General features: G+C 30.1%; 13 protein-coding genes and 1 other annotated feature (1 of these 14 cut by a window edge). Of the genes, 3 read left to right on the top strand and 10 right to left on the bottom strand.

Annotation, left to right across the window (positions count from 1 at the left end; genetic code table 11):
* Nucleotides 1-408 precede the first annotated feature (408 nt).
* The gene (locus BMY82_RS00715) at nucleotides 409-888 is read left to right on the top strand and encodes a QueT transporter family protein (RefSeq protein ID WP_091973268.1); all 480 of its coding nucleotides are present in this window, start codon (nucleotides 409-411) and stop codon (nucleotides 886-888) included.
* 160 nt (nucleotides 889-1,048) lie between these two features.
* Complete coding sequence (locus tag BMY82_RS00710; protein ID WP_091973263.1) at nucleotides 1,049-1,789, top strand: NAD-dependent protein deacylase; 741 nt, start codon at nucleotides 1,049-1,051, stop codon at nucleotides 1,787-1,789.
* 141 nt (nucleotides 1,790-1,930) lie between these two features.
* Here the strand turns inward: BMY82_RS00710 and BMY82_RS00705 are convergent, their stop codons facing one another.
* From BMY82_RS00705 to BMY82_RS00685, 5 genes are all read right to left on the bottom strand, one after another.
* Nucleotides 1,931-2,371: a MarR family winged helix-turn-helix transcriptional regulator gene (locus tag BMY82_RS00705; RefSeq protein ID WP_091973258.1), complete on the bottom strand. Its 441-nt coding sequence runs from the start codon at nucleotides 2,369-2,371 to the stop codon at nucleotides 1,931-1,933.
* Nucleotides 2,372-2,604: 233 nt separating this feature from the next.
* On the bottom strand, nucleotides 2,605-3,147 hold the full coding sequence (gene scpB, locus BMY82_RS00700) for an SMC-Scp complex subunit ScpB (protein ID WP_091973253.1): 543 nt from the start codon (nucleotides 3,145-3,147) through the stop codon (nucleotides 2,605-2,607).
* Between the two features lie 162 nt (nucleotides 3,148-3,309).
* Nucleotides 3,310-4,146, bottom strand: coding sequence for a segregation and condensation protein A (locus BMY82_RS00695; RefSeq protein ID WP_091973250.1), 837 nt, complete (start codon nucleotides 4,144-4,146; stop codon nucleotides 3,310-3,312).
* Between the two features lie 13 nt (nucleotides 4,147-4,159).
* Nucleotides 4,160-4,765, bottom strand: coding sequence for a site-2 protease family protein (locus BMY82_RS00690; protein WP_091973247.1), 606 nt, complete (start codon nucleotides 4,763-4,765; stop codon nucleotides 4,160-4,162).
* Nucleotides 4,766-4,865: 100 nt separating this feature from the next.
* Complete coding sequence (locus tag BMY82_RS00685) at nucleotides 4,866-6,536, bottom strand: ribonuclease J (RefSeq protein ID WP_091973244.1); 1,671 nt, start codon at nucleotides 6,534-6,536, stop codon at nucleotides 4,866-4,868.
* A 352-nt stretch (nucleotides 6,537-6,888) separates the two neighbouring features.
* Here BMY82_RS00685 and BMY82_RS00680 point away from each other — a divergent pair, with 352 nt between their 5' ends.
* Nucleotides 6,889-7,632, top strand: coding sequence for a metal-dependent hydrolase (locus tag BMY82_RS00680; protein ID WP_091973241.1), 744 nt, complete (start codon nucleotides 6,889-6,891; stop codon nucleotides 7,630-7,632).
* Between the two features lie 183 nt (nucleotides 7,633-7,815).
* Here BMY82_RS00680 and BMY82_RS00675 read toward each other — a convergent pair whose 3' ends face one another.
* From BMY82_RS00675 to alaS, 5 genes are all read right to left on the bottom strand, one after another.
* Complete coding sequence (locus BMY82_RS00675; protein WP_091973219.1) at nucleotides 7,816-8,265, bottom strand: Fur family transcriptional regulator; 450 nt, start codon at nucleotides 8,263-8,265, stop codon at nucleotides 7,816-7,818.
* A 138-nt stretch (nucleotides 8,266-8,403) separates the two neighbouring features.
* Nucleotides 8,404-8,826 carry a Holliday junction resolvase RuvX gene (gene ruvX, locus BMY82_RS00670; RefSeq protein ID WP_091973216.1) on the bottom strand — a complete coding sequence of 141 codons (423 nt, stop codon included), beginning with the start codon at nucleotides 8,824-8,826 and terminating at the stop codon, nucleotides 8,404-8,406.
* Nucleotides 8,820-11,093: a hypothetical protein gene (locus tag BMY82_RS00665; RefSeq protein ID WP_091973213.1), complete on the bottom strand. Its 2,274-nt coding sequence runs from the start codon at nucleotides 11,091-11,093 to the stop codon at nucleotides 8,820-8,822. Before BMY82_RS00665 ends, ruvX begins: the two co-directional genes overlap by 7 nt.
* A 4-nt stretch (nucleotides 11,094-11,097) precedes the next feature.
* Nucleotides 11,098-11,358 (bottom strand): IreB family regulatory phosphoprotein, encoded by a 261-nt coding sequence (locus BMY82_RS00660; RefSeq protein WP_091973210.1) that lies wholly within the window; start codon nucleotides 11,356-11,358, stop codon nucleotides 11,098-11,100.
* 145 nt (nucleotides 11,359-11,503) lie between these two features.
* Entirely contained in the window at nucleotides 11,504-14,140 is a 2,637-nt protein-coding gene (gene alaS, locus BMY82_RS00655; RefSeq protein WP_091973205.1) for an alanine--tRNA ligase, read from the bottom strand.
* Nucleotides 14,141-14,201: 61 nt separating this feature from the next.
* Nucleotides 14,202-14,276 (bottom strand) — a binding site (T-box leader); it runs 127 nt beyond the window's last position.

Raw genomic sequence — 14,276 nt, 5'->3', positions numbered from 1 at the left:
ACAAATAATTACAACCTTGTAAATATTTTTTATTAAAAGTTACAAAAAAGTTACACACCTCTTTAGCTTATAGGCAATCTTAATAAGATTAATCTGCTTTCAAGTATTATAAAAATTGTTCCTTGTAACTTTTACCTTTTTACTGTAACTATTTATCCTTATATAAATAATTTTATTTTTTAAAATTTATATTGATAATATTCATTATACAACTTTTTCCTATATATTTTATTTATTCTTTAGTTATTTCCATAAAAATATTTTTAGAATCTTTTTTCTTTTTATAAAAATTCTTATATGCTTTCTTTTTCTTTCAAAATTGTGTATAATGATATTTGTCTATTTTAATAGTTAATATATGACAGTTCGAAACCATCCTGTCAATAAATAAAACTAGGAGGAATTTATATGAAACAATTAAATGTAAAGGATTTGGTGGCAAATGCTCTAGTATGTGCCATCTATGTGGTTTTAACTTTAATAAACCCACTAAGCTACGGTGCCATACAGTTTAGATTTAGTGAGGTTATGGCTGTGTTGCCATTTTTTGACAGAAAGTACATTCCTGGTGTAACTTTCGGAGTATTAATTGCAAACTTATTTAGCCAGCTTGGACTAGTAGACGTTTTCGTTGGAGTTGGAATTTGTGTAATTTCATACTCTATAAGCTACTTTATAAAGAATGCTTATATTAATGCCCTTATATATTCTGTGCTTTGTGGAATATTTGTAGGTGGAGAGCTTTATTTTGTAGTTAAAGCACCACTTCTAATTACTGGACTAAGCGTATTTGCAGGTCAGGTAGTTGTTACAATTATAGGAGTACTTGTTTTTCAAAAACTTAATCAGAAAACTTCAATATTTAGTAAAATAGGAACAGTTTCCTAAACACTTATATATTAAATTTTTATACCGTCTTTATGGCGGTATTTTTATTTTGTTTTTTATTTATTACTTTCATTACATATTCTAAAAGTAACGACTTTATAAGTCCAGTGTCTCAATAAAATTTATACTGTGTTATAATTATTAAAAAGGAGGTATTCAAATGAATAATGAAAAAATAGATCTTTTTAAAAAATATATCGATGAATCTGATAATATCGTATTCTTTGGTGGGGCTGGAGTTTCAACTGAATCTAATATACCTGATTTTAGAAGCTCAGATGGACTTTTTAATAAAAACTTGAACAAACACTTTTCTCCTGAGCAACTTGTTTCTCATAGTTTTTATCTTCATCACCCTAAAGATTTCTTTAAATTCTATAAGGAAAATATGGTTTATGAAAATGCAAAACCAAACAAAGCTCATTTAGCTCTTGCAAAACTTGAAAAAGAAGGTAAACTTAGAGCTATTGTTACTCAAAATATAGATGGTCTTCATCAAGCTGCAGGAAGCAAGAATGTTTATGAACTACATGGTAGCATACACTCAAATACTTGTGAAAATTGTAAAGAAAAGTTTAATCTCAAGGAATTTCTAACTCTTAAAGGCGATATTCCTACTTGTCCTATCTGTGGCTCTCGCGTTAAACCAGACGTTGTTCTTTATGAGGAGTCTTTAGACGAAGATACTATAGTTCAGTCTATAAAGGCTATCTCAGAAGCTGATATGCTCATTGTCGGTGGAACATCACTTGTAGTCTATCCAGCTGCGGGCTTTTTAGATTATTTCCATGGTAAGCATTTAGTATTGATCAATAAAACTTCTACTGCTATGGACAAAAAGGCTGATTTAGTAATAAATGATTCTATTGCATCCGTTCTTAGTAAGGTCGTAGATTTATAATTTAAAAATTAGATTTTATACTTATTACTTTTATAGCCCCATCAAAATGTTGTAGATGGCTATATCTTTAAAATGTAATCATATTTTTATATAATAAAAGGTCGGTATGTAAAAATACATACCGACCTTTCAACATGATCCTTATGATAATTTTTCAGCTGCTTTAATAAGCACCATTAAACTCTTTTCAAGGTTTTTCTTAAATTTTTCATCAAAACCATTCATGTTCTTAACTAATACAGAAGCAATTCTATCTTCTTCCTCTGCAAGTACTTCTCTACCCATTTCAGTTAAACCGTAGAAAGTATTTCTTCTGTCCTTAGGATCTTCCTCTCTAAAAACATACTCACAATCTACTAACTTGTTTAATAATATGCATAGACTTGATGTCGATACATATAAATCCTTACTTAGGTTCTTTAGCTCAATCTTATCATATTTCTTCATCTGTTCAAGTGTAAAAAATTGCTTAGTTGTAAACTTCTGAATCTTCTTCATCCCTGAACCTGTTACGTTCTTTATCGTGTTGTCGAATATGTTAAAATTCTCAAGCAAAAGTAATGCTAATTCCTTATCTTCCATAATTATCCTCCTACTCCTTTTAACAAGCAGATAAATATATCTACCATATTTTATTTATTAAAAATATGATTAGAAAATATTTAAAGACCTACACAATAGCATTAAATGTAGTAAATTTTTTCATACACATAATATTATATCATATTTTTTTTATTAATAGGCAACTTAATTATAAAAAATATGTATTTTTTTTAATATATACATTTGAAACATTTTATTTAAATACAAAAAAATTATTTTAAAGAAATTTGTTCTTTATCGGGCAAATCTTCCAATGATTCTATTTCCAAAAGCTTTAAAAATTCATCGGTCGTTTTATATATTATGGGTTTTCCAATTTTGTCCAGTCTTCCTGCTTCATATACAAGGTTATTTTCTAGTAAAGTATTTACAACTCTATCACACTTTACCCCTCTGATAGTTTCTATTTCAGTTCTTGTAATAGGTTGCTTATATGCTATTATAATCAATGTTTCAAGTGTGGCTTGACTCAATGACTTCTTTTTAGAAGGCTCCATAATCTTTTTTATGAAGTCTGCATACTCCGGATTTGAACACATTTGGTATTTATCGCCCAATCTTATTATTTGTATACCACGATTTGCCTCTTTATATTCACCAATTAGAATATTTAACATAATTTCTATTTCTTTTGGTGACAACTCTTCATTGATTGCAAGGTTTAAGTCCCTTATACTTACTGGCTCTCCATAGGAAAACATAATTGCTTCAATTATATTTTTTATATCACTTCTTTTAAGATTGTTATTTTCCATTTTTACACCACCTTTACATTTTTCTTTTTTTGAATGTAAAAAGATTTCCAATGTATTAGTTTGTTTTTGTCTAATATAAATATTTACTTTTTTATCTTTTATTCCTATTATTAGTCTTTTTCTTATATATTTTTTCCACTTATAACTTAAATATCTTTTTCTTTATTGCTGACTTTTAAATTTTCTTTCCATTCTTCTAGAAGCTTTTTTTTCTAGCTTCTCATACTCTTTATCTGCTTTATCGTTAATAATAATATCTTCATTTTCATCTTTTTTCCTTATTATTATATCCTGATAAACACCTTCTTGCCTTATAACTATTTCTTTCATCTTTATTAATTCTAAAACAGCTAAAAAACTTGCTATAACTTCTCTTTTTTCTTTTGATTCAAGTATATCTGAAAACTTAACCTTACTCTCTATTTTTATTTTTTCTCTTATTGAGTCGATTCTAGATTCTACACTTATATTTTTTTGCCTTACAATACTTTTTAATTTTTCATTTTTATCAAGAAATTCTTCTGACTTTTCATTATCGTCTATTGTCCTAAATATCTTTAAAGCAATTTTTGCTATTTCATCTATTGTTATATCAGATAAATCAAGTTCGTCATCTTCATCTAAGTACTCTTCTTTTTCTCTATAAAATCTATTATCATACTCTTTAATATTATCTCTTAGACTATCAGTTATTTCCCTAAACTTTTTATATTCTTCTATTTTTTGAACAAGTTCTTTTCTAGGATCTTCCTCGTCTTCCGAGTTATACTTTAAATAAAGAATATACCTTGACTTTATTTCCAAAAGTCTAGCTGCCATATCTATAAAATCACTGGCAAAATCAAGGTTCATTTCATCCATATTATCTACGTAGTCTACATATTGCTCAGTTATTTCAACAATGGATATATCAGATATATCTATTTTATTTCTTTTAATAAGATCCAGAAGTAGTTCCATAGGTCCTTCATACTTCTTTGTCTGAATACTATACTCCATATTTCCCTCCTGCTTATAAGAACAGCATTACTATTCTATAGAAAAATCCATATATAGGATTTAATATAAAACTAAAGGCATTTGTCATTATAAGTACTATAAATAGTATTGTAGTATATCTTGAGTATTCATATATCTTATTTACTGTTTCTCTAGGTAAAAATGTAGCTATTATATTCCAACCATCTAAAGGTGGTATAGGCAAAATATTGAATGCAGCAAAACCTATATTGTACATAACTAGAGAATATGTAACTGCCTTTATTGAAACCATTGGAACATATTTGTTTATCAATGCAAATACAATCGCTGATATTAGATTGAAAAATATCCCCGCAAAAGATACCGTTAAATTTCCTATTTTTTCATTTTTGAAATTATAAGGATTTACAGGAACTGGTTTAGCCCATCCAAAATGAACTAAAAACATCATAATCATACCAAAAGGATCTATATGATTCACAGGATTAATAGTCATTCTTCCTGCATTTTTAGCTGTGTCGTCTCCATTTAAATGTGCAACAAATGCATGACCAAATTCATGTATAGATATTGCAAATAATATCGCTAATAAGGATATTAAAAAATCGGAAACGCTGTTTAAAAAGTCAAAACTCACTTTTTTACCTCCTATAATTAATTTACATATATATTATGTTCTTTACATTAATTTATACTTAATCTTAAAAATAAAAAGGGAGGAAAATCCTCCCTTTTTATTAAACTTCCATAAGTATTGGTAGAATCATTGGATTTCTCTTAGTCTTAATATAAAGGTACTCTTTTAACTCTTCTTTTATATTATTCTTGATATATGCCCATTCTTTGATTTTCTTACTATCACATGTTTCAAATATCTTAAGAACAATTTCCTTTGCACCTTCCATAAGACCTTCTGATTCTCTTACATATACAAAACCTCTCGATATAATATCTGGTCCTGCTAAAATACTTCCGTCTTCCTTTGATAGAGTAACAACTATTGTCATTAGACCATCTTCAGATAAATGCTTTCTATCTCTTAAAACTATATTTCCTACATCTCCTACACCTAGTCCATCTACCAAAATTCTTCCTGATGGAACTCTGCCTGCCTTTCTGGCAGATTTTCTATCAAGCTCAAGTATTTCACCATTAGATATTATAAAAATATCTTCTTCCTTCATACCAACTTCATTAGCAAGTTCTGAATGTCTCTTTAACATTTTGTACTCACCGTGAATAGGTAAGAAAAATCTAGGTTTTGCAAAAGCTTGCATTAACTTAAGTTCATCTCTTCTAGCGTGTCCTGAAACATGTATATCTGCTATATCACTTGATACAACATCGGCACCCTTTTCTAACAAGAAATTAATTACCTTTGATACAGTTTTTTCATTTCCTGGAATAGGATGAGCTGAGATTATTACTAAATCACCTTTTTTTATCTCAACTTTTTTGTGTTCAGAATTAGCCATTCTTGCAAGGGCTGACATCGGTTCACCCTGTGATCCCGTCGTGATTATTACCAATTCATTATCTTTGTATTTGTGTATGTCGTTTAAATCAATTATATGTTCATCTGTGTTTAAATAGCCAAGTTCTTTTGCTACACCTACAATATTAACCATAGATCTTCCTGATACAGCAACTTTTCTATTATACATCTTTGCAACATCGGCTATTTGCTGAAGTCTATGTATATTAGATGCAAATGTAGCTACTATAATTCTACTATCTTGAGCCTTCTTAAACAAATCTTCAAGACCTGCTCCTACGCTTTTCTCTGACATAGTCATTCCAGGCTTATCTGCATTTGTACTATCCGCCATCATCAACAATATACCTTCTTTGTCGCTAATCTCACAGATTCTATGTATGTCCATCTGTTCTCCATCTATAGGAGTTAAATCTATCTTAAAATCTCCTGTATGATAAATTACTCCCTGATTTGTATGGACTGCTATTGAATAAGCATCTGGTATACTGTGGTTTACTCTGATGAACTCAACACTCATGTTCTTTAGTTTAATTTGCTGTTTAGGTTTAACAATGTTTAATTTTGCATTTGTTATCCTATGTTCTTTCAACTTTACTCTTATAAGCTCAATGCTCAATGCTGATCCGTATACTGGAACATTAAGCTTCTTTAATAAGTATGGTATCGCACCAATATGATCCTCATGACCATGTGTGATAAAGATACCCTTAACCTTATCTACGTTCTTTACAAGATATGTAATATCCGGTATTACTATGTCTATCCCTAGCAACTCGTCTTCTGGAAAACATAGACCGGCATCAATTACAATAATCTCATCCCTATACTCTATTACGGTCATATTTTTTCCGATTTCATTTAACCCGCCTAGTGGTATAACTTTTATTTTATCATTATTATTTTTTGCCAAACTTTCTTACTCCTCTTCTTTCATTTATTTTTTAATCACGAACACAAAATACCGTTATTACTATAATACCACATATTTCCTAAAAATAAATATTTTTTTTACTAAATATGATTTTTATACCTAAAAACTTATAATTTGTTTATAAAAATGTTTTTCTTTTACGTTTTTATTTTCATAACTATTCTATTTCATTATATCTTTCTTTATGCTTATATTTATACCATTATTTTTTATTTTTACACTTATTTATTCAATTAAAAATTATTTTTATTTTTTATAAAAGCAAGACATGATTGACTTATAATATTAATTAATGATATTATGAAAAAAATATACATTTAAAGGAGGAGAGATGAAAAGTAAAGCACATTTAATTATTGGAACTTTATCAGCTGTAGAGATATCTCTTTTAATGGGTTTGAGCCTTAATCCTATTACAGTAGCTACAGCAGCCTTTCTATCTGTAGCTCCAGACATTGATGAACCAAATTCCAAAGTTTTAGATAAATTAGTTAGCAAGAAAACAACAAAAAAAATACATAGTACATTGATATTTACTATGCTTATTGCTTGTTTTTACTTATATACAAAGACAGAAAAAAGCGTATATATAGGAGTGGTCCTCTCGCTTATAGCAATTTCATTTATTGAAAAAAAGATTACCGTGAATCACACTCGGTCTATTATCCTAACCCTTGTGATGTTGCTTATCTCTACGACCCTACTAATATACAATGTCAATGCTGGAATTGTTGTACTTTCATTTTTAATTGCACTATTTCCTATTACAAATCATCGTTCGCTTACTCATTCTGCTCTTATTGTTGTACTAATTTTTAGTATACTTAAGTATATAGAATATAGCCTACATATTAAGGATTTGGCAATTATAGCTAGCACAGCTTTAATCTCACATCTTTTGTGCGATATTATAACAAAAAGAGGAATACCTATTTTTTATCCTTTCTCTAAAAAATACTTTAGTCTAGCTAATTTAAGAGTTGGTAGTTTTTTATGTAATTTAGTAGAATACCTTGTTATTATTATACTATCAATTTTAATATTAGTAAGTTTTTTAAAAAAGCTAAATATATAATTCATAATTTTTTAGAGCACATATACTAAAAAGTCGTCCACGTGGTCGACTTTTTTAGTTGAATTAACTTTCATACTAATTTATTTAGTATATTTGATAATATTAAATGCTCTACTTATATAAATTAAATTATAAAATTTGAATAAAAAAATATGGAAAACTCCAGTTTCCCATATTTTTACACTACTTCCCTTTGCTTGCACATGATTCACATAAGCCATAAAACTTCAAATCATGGTCTTTTATTCTGAAATTATATCTGTCTTCTACCTTACTTTCTATTTCTTCAAGTAGGTCCTCTTTAACTTCTGTTATAGAACCACATTCTTTACATATTAAATGATGATGGTGATGTGTATCTTCACCTTCAAGATTTAACTCGTATCTTATGCAACCATCATCTAAATTAAGCTTTGATATTCCATTTATATCATCTAAAAGCTGCATTGTTCTATACACCGTAGCCAAACCAATTTCAGGACAGTTAACCCTTACTTTGTCGTATATTTCTTCACTGCTTAAATGTGAGTTTTCATTCTCAATTAATACCTCTATTATTGCTCTTCTCTGAGGTGTAATCTTGAATCCTGTTGCTTTAAGCTTTTCTTTTAAAATTGACATCGTGTTTTCCATAATAAAATCACCCTTTTCAATTGATAATACATAATATAAATATAGACCATATTTTATTTTATGTCAATACTGTAAATTATATTCTTTTTTTGTTTTTGTAAATAAAAAAGAAGGTGTTAAAAACACCTTCTTTTCATACTAAAACTTCTTAAAATCAAGATAATTTTGCAGTATCAAAACAGCTGCTAATTTATCTATTACTTTTTTTCTGTTTTTTCTACTTACATCTCCATCAATAAGCATTTTTTCTGCTGAAACTGTTGTAAGTCTTTCATCCCAGTAATCTATTTCCATTCCTGTTTCTTCTTTCAAAATATCACAGAATTTTATTACTTTTTCTGACTGAGGTCCTATTGTACCATTCATATTTTTAGGAAGTCCAGAAACAATATACTTTACATTGTGCTCTTTTATTAGCTTCTTTAATTCTTCAATATCTTTCTTTTTACTTTCTCTTCTAATTGTAGTAACACCTTGTGCTGTTATTCCCATTAGATCACTAACAGCAACTCCTATTGTTCTGTCGCCTACATCTAAACCCATTATTCTGCCACTTAGCATATTTTATTTTTTACTCCTTTATTTATCAATATTATAAGGATAGGTATTAGCAAGTAAATCGAATCTGTAGCAGCTGCTATGATACCTGAATCATTTACTAGCAGTGTTACAAGGCATCCAACTATTGTAGCTAAAAATCCATCATATATAATAGGGTATTTTTTCTTCATTAATGAGAAATTTCTATTTGGTCTAAATATTGTAATAGCAAGTATCACAAGACCTACTAAAAGTATGTTTACCCAAACAGTTGTCTGAGCAAGCTGTACATTCATAGCTATTTTTCTTGCAAATACATAGACTACTTCCATTGGACCATTTATCCTAATCTGCTCTACAAAATTTCCTAGGTGAGACTGCATACCAAGTAAAATATCTGCAGTAGCAAAAGCTGCGACTAAAAGAACTGTAGCTACAAGTATTCCTATCATTCTCTTAAAGTCTATCTTTACGCCAAATATCAATAGAACAAAAGCTAAATACGCAATACACTCTGATATAGCTCCACCTACATTTGCCCCCATACCAGGAGATGCAGAAATAAATAATATTACTGCAAGCAATAATGCTGTAAGCCATTTAGGGAAATTCTTTTTCTCATGAAGAACTGCAAATCCAAGAATTGCACTTCCTATTGTTACACCTTCATATTCATTACCTACTCCATAGTATCTTGCACCTATCATAGGGTCATAACTCATTATATTGCTCTGCATCAAAGGTGTTGAAATTGCTGAATCTATTGTTATTAACAATATCATCACCAGAGAATAGAATCCTATCTGCATTATATCATCGCCCTTAAATAGCTTGCTTGCTATCAAGTAATATATTATTGAAACCGCAATAATAACCAAGGCTATTTGAAGTTCTGATGATGGATGTAAAATTGGAGCTGTTAAAAATGCCAATGGCATTATTAGCCCAAATTTAACTAATTCTTTAAGCATCAACAAAATTTTATTTCTATATTTTGCTGGAAGTCTATTCTTCTGCCATAAAGCAAGTGCTGCAACTACCCAAGAAACAGATATAAATGTTACATAAATATTTATTATGCTCATTCTTATAGAGGAAACTGCTACTATCTTTTTATATTCCTTAAAAATATAGTTTAAATTTCCATCCATTTTCTTTTCAGTAAGAACTTTCCCTACCATTTCCTTGTTCTTAATTCCAAATCTATTTAGGATATCAACACCTATATCCATATTGGCTATTACTCCATCTCTTCTCGTTGTTGAAGACTGAAGCAAGCCTCTTGATTTTTGAGACATATCAAACCTTACTACTGGTGCAAGTCTTCTGTTATTAGAGTAATCTAATTTACTTGGAAAACTTGACATAACATATATAGTATCATTTGGCCCTGCTATATCGAAAACGTGTTCAATATAATCACTTACCTTATTATATATAGCAAACTTCATTTTTTTATATGTCTTTTCATTAAGATTTGTCTTATACATATCCAGTCTATATGTATCACCCAAATCGACAAATAGAAGATCTGAGTCTTTATAAAGTTCATCTGTCTTTTCTTTTAATTTATTGTAGTCAGAAGATATTCCAAATGGAAAATTAACATTTGAATAATTTATTTTATCAATTTCACCTGATCCAATTCTTCCCTTGCTATCCATTACGCTCAAACAAAAATCTCTATTTTTAACATAATTGCCTTCATTATCATAATAATCACTATTTCCAAGAACTGATATCTTCTTTCCGTCTGAAACAAGTGTATCACCAAGATAACCTAATTTAGATTTATAATCACCCTTTGTTTGATTAAAAAGATCTAAGTCGTTAATATTCATAAGATTTATAGCTTCTGCTTTTTGTCCAGTTGCCGCTTCATAAATTCCTATGTTTTTTTTGTTTGCCATTTTAAAGTCTATTGGAATATCGCTATTTATATCTGCTCTTCCTGTAGCTCCAAAGGTCGCATAATTTCTTCTATCATCATAGCCTTTATCACCTCTGATATTCATAAGGCCTATATATCCCTCTTTTTCCATCTTGTTTCTTAGAAATTTAATATTTTCAAAATTTTCAAGGCTGGTTCTATTAATATCTATTACTATTACCTTGCCTCCGTTTTTAGCCGTAGCAGAATCTGCTAATTTATCTTTTTCTCCTTTTGACATTTCCATTTCAGTGGCGAACATAAGATCGTTAGCAGATTTGTCTTTAGCGAATATTGAAAATCCCGATGAAAAAACAAGCATGAGAGATATTATAAAAGTTATAATTCTCTTTGACATTTTCCTACTCCTCGATATTTAGATACTTTGAAATTACTTCTTCAAGAATTTCATCTCTTTCGAATCTTTTTATTGCTGTTCTTGCATTTTTATAGCTAGTTATATAACTAGAATCACCTGATAATAAATACCCTATTATCTGGTTAACCGGATTGTATCCCTTTTCTAATAACGCATCATAAACATAGCTTATTGTTTCTGCTACATCCATTTTGTCATCATTTATTCCTTCAAACTTTACAGTGTAATCCATATTGTTTTCCATAACAATTACCTCCCTATCCACTTAACAATTTTAAATTGCTTACATTAGATTTTACATTAATTTATGGAAATTATCAAGTAATCTAATAAATAAAAAGCTCTCTATGGCTTATAGTCAGCCTTAGAGAGCCTTTGTAACAATATTATTATTTTACTTGAGATTTTAATACTTCATTTGCATGTGCAAGTGCTTCATCTATTTTAGATTCATCGCTTGCTCCTGCTTGTGCCATATTAGGTCTTCCGCCACCTTTACCGCCAGCAATCTTTGCGACTTCTCTGACAAGATTCCCTGCATGAGCACCCTTGCTTATAGCTTCTTTACTTGCTGTTGCAACGAAGTTTATCTTTCCATCACATACATTTGCAAGAACTACTACACCATTTTCAAGTTTATCCCTTAATGCATCTGCAGCTTCTCTTAATGTATCCATATCCATACCTTCATACTTATTAGTTACAAGGTTTACACCATTTACTTTAACTTTTGAATCAAGAACTGAGTCTGCATCTTGCATACTTAACTTGGATTTTATATCATGTAATTCCTTTTCAAGACTCTTAGTTTCTTCTACCATTGTCTGAGCCTTATTTAGTATATTATCTTCTCTTGCTTTAAGAAGTTCTGCTACTTCTGATATTAAATTGTCTTTCTTAAGTATATATTCATATACTGCTCTTCCAGTAATAGCCTCTATTCTTCTTACACCAGCAGCTACTCCACTTTCAGATAAAATTTTAAACATACCTACTTCTGAAGTATTATTAAGGTGTGTACCACCACAAAGTTCAATTGAGCAGTCACCCATCTTTACAACTCTTACTTCATCACCATACTTTTCTCCAAATAATGCCATTGCACCCATTTTCTTTGCATCATTTATATTCATAACTTCTGCAGTTATAGGACTTGCATCTAAGATAAATTCGTTGACAATTCTTTCTACCTTAGCAATTTCTTCCTTAGTCATTGGTTCAAAGTGAGTTATATCAAATCTCAATCTTTCTGGTTCAACAAGTGATCCTGCCTGATTTACATGTTCTCCTAGCACAAGCTTTAAAGCCTTGTGAAGTAAGTGTGTAGCAGTATGGTTTCTTCCTGCATCCATTCTAAGAGTCTTATTTACTCTTGTTTCAACAGCATCGCTATTCTTGAATGTTCCACTTGCCACTGTACCAATATGCTTTATACTGCTTCCTGCACCCTTTACAGTGTCTTTAACTTCAAATACTCCTATGTCTGAAACTATCTGTCCCTTATCTCCTACCTGACCACCGCCATTTGGATAGAATGTTGTTTCATCAAGAACTAAAATAGCTTCATCACCTTCATTTATCTCTTCTACTACTTCATCATCTAAGACTATTGCCTTTATCTTGGCATTTTTTTCTAAATCATGATATCCGTCAAACTTACTTTTAGCATCATCTAATAGAGTTAGTGGATCTTCCTTCCATGCGTCTCCTTCTCTATTACCTCTTGCAGCTCTTGCTCTTTCTTTCTGCATCTGCATTTCCTTTGTAAATCCTTCTTCATCAAGAGTTAGCCCTTCATCCATAAGTATTTCCTTTGTAAGATCTAGAGGGAATCCATATGTATCATAAAGCTTAAATGCTTGTTCTCCTGATATCATGTTATTTCCCTCTTTTTTAACTTCTTCTGTATATGAATGAAGTATATCTAAACCTTGCTGTAATGTTTCAGCAAACTTTTCTTCTTCTATACCTATTACTTTTCTTATGTAGCTTTCTTTTTCTACTAATTCTGGATAAGCTTCTCCACAAGTTTCAATAACTATATCAAGAAGTTGATTTAGGAATGGTCCTTCTATTCCTAAAAGTTTTCCATGTCTTGCAGCTCTTCTAAGAAGTCTTCTTAAAACATATCCTCTACCTTCATTTGAAGGAAGTATTCCATCACCAATCATAAATGCAACTGATCTTATATGATCTGTAACTATTCTTACAGACTTATCAGTAACTGAATCTTTTCCGTATTCTATATTTGCTATTTCAGTAACCTTCTTTAAAACACTTTGTATAGTATCTACTTCGAATATATTATCTACGTCTTGCATTATACAAGCCATTCTTTCAAGTCCCATACCTGTATCTATATTCTTATTTTCAAGATCTCCATAGCTTCCATCTTCTTGCTTATCAAACTGTGTAAACACAAGATTCCAAAATTCTAAGAATCTATCACAGTCACAACCTGGCTTACAATCTTCACATCCACAGCCATATTTTTCTCCTTTATCAAAATATATCTCTGAACATGGTCCACAAGGTCCTAAACCTATTTCCCAGAAGTTATCTTCCTTACCTAGTCTAACTATTCTTTCTTCTGGAAAGCCTATCATATTCTTCCATAAATCATAAGCTTCATCATCACTTTCATATACTGTTACCCAAACTTTATCTTCTGGGATTTCAAGCCATTCTGTAATGAATTCCCAAGCCCAAGTAATAGCTTCTTTCTTGAAGTAGTCTCCAAAAGAGAAATTTCCCATCATTTCAAAGAAAGTAGCATGTCTTGCTGTTACACCAACATTATCTATATCTCCTGTTCTTATACATTTTTGAACAGTTGACATTCTCTTTTTAGGAGGAGTCTCAACACCTGAAAAATAATTTTTTAGTGGAGCCATTCCTGAATTTATAAGAAGTAATGACTTGTCATTACTTGGTATTAGTGAATGTGACTTTGCAATATAGTGATCCTTTGTTCTGAAGAACTCTGTGAATCTTCTTCTAATTTCATTTAAACCTAGTTTTTCCATTTATTTTACCTCCAATATAAATAAAATTCTTTTTAATAACAATAAAAAGCCCCTGTATAAATACAGGGGCGAATTTCCGCGGTACCACCCTAATTATCGTAAAAACGACATCTCATTTGCTTTAACGCAGCGAACG

Origin of the sequence: Peptostreptococcus russellii, assembly GCF_900110295.1 — a bacterium.
GTDB classification, from domain to species: Bacteria; Bacillota; Clostridia; order Peptostreptococcales; family Peptostreptococcaceae; genus Peptostreptococcus; species Peptostreptococcus russellii_A.
Note: the sequence above shows the minus strand (reverse complement) of the source record. Positions and strands in the feature narration are given on the sequence as shown.

Excerpts from the sequence above, each read along its gene's own strand:
- BMY82_RS00715 (WP_091973268.1), top strand. The coding sequence starts at position 409 with ATGAAACAATTAAATGTAAAGGATTTGGTGGCAAATGCTCTAGTATGT.
- BMY82_RS00710 (WP_091973263.1), top strand. The coding sequence starts at position 1,049 with ATGAATAATGAAAAAATAGATCTTTTTAAAAAATATATCGATGAATCT.
- BMY82_RS00705 (WP_091973258.1), bottom strand. The coding sequence starts at position 2,371 with ATGGAAGATAAGGAATTAGCATTACTTTTGCTTGAGAATTTTAACATA.
- scpB (WP_091973253.1), bottom strand. The coding sequence starts at position 3,147 with ATGGAAAATAACAATCTTAAAAGAAGTGATATAAAAAATATAATTGAA.
- BMY82_RS00695 (WP_091973250.1), bottom strand. The coding sequence starts at position 4,146 with ATGGAGTATAGTATTCAGACAAAGAAGTATGAAGGACCTATGGAACTA.
- BMY82_RS00680 (WP_091973241.1), top strand. The coding sequence starts at position 6,889 with ATGAAAAGTAAAGCACATTTAATTATTGGAACTTTATCAGCTGTAGAG.
- BMY82_RS00675 (WP_091973219.1), bottom strand. The coding sequence starts at position 8,265 with ATGGAAAACACGATGTCAATTTTAAAAGAAAAGCTTAAAGCAACAGGA.
- ruvX (WP_091973216.1), bottom strand. The coding sequence starts at position 8,826 with ATGCTAAGTGGCAGAATAATGGGTTTAGATGTAGGCGACAGAACAATA.
- BMY82_RS00665 (WP_091973213.1), bottom strand. The coding sequence starts at position 11,093 with ATGTCAAAGAGAATTATAACTTTTATAATATCTCTCATGCTTGTTTTT.
- BMY82_RS00660 (WP_091973210.1), bottom strand. The coding sequence starts at position 11,358 with ATGGAAAACAATATGGATTACACTGTAAAGTTTGAAGGAATAAATGAT.
- alaS (WP_091973205.1), bottom strand. The coding sequence starts at position 14,140 with ATGGAAAAACTAGGTTTAAATGAAATTAGAAGAAGATTCACAGAGTTC.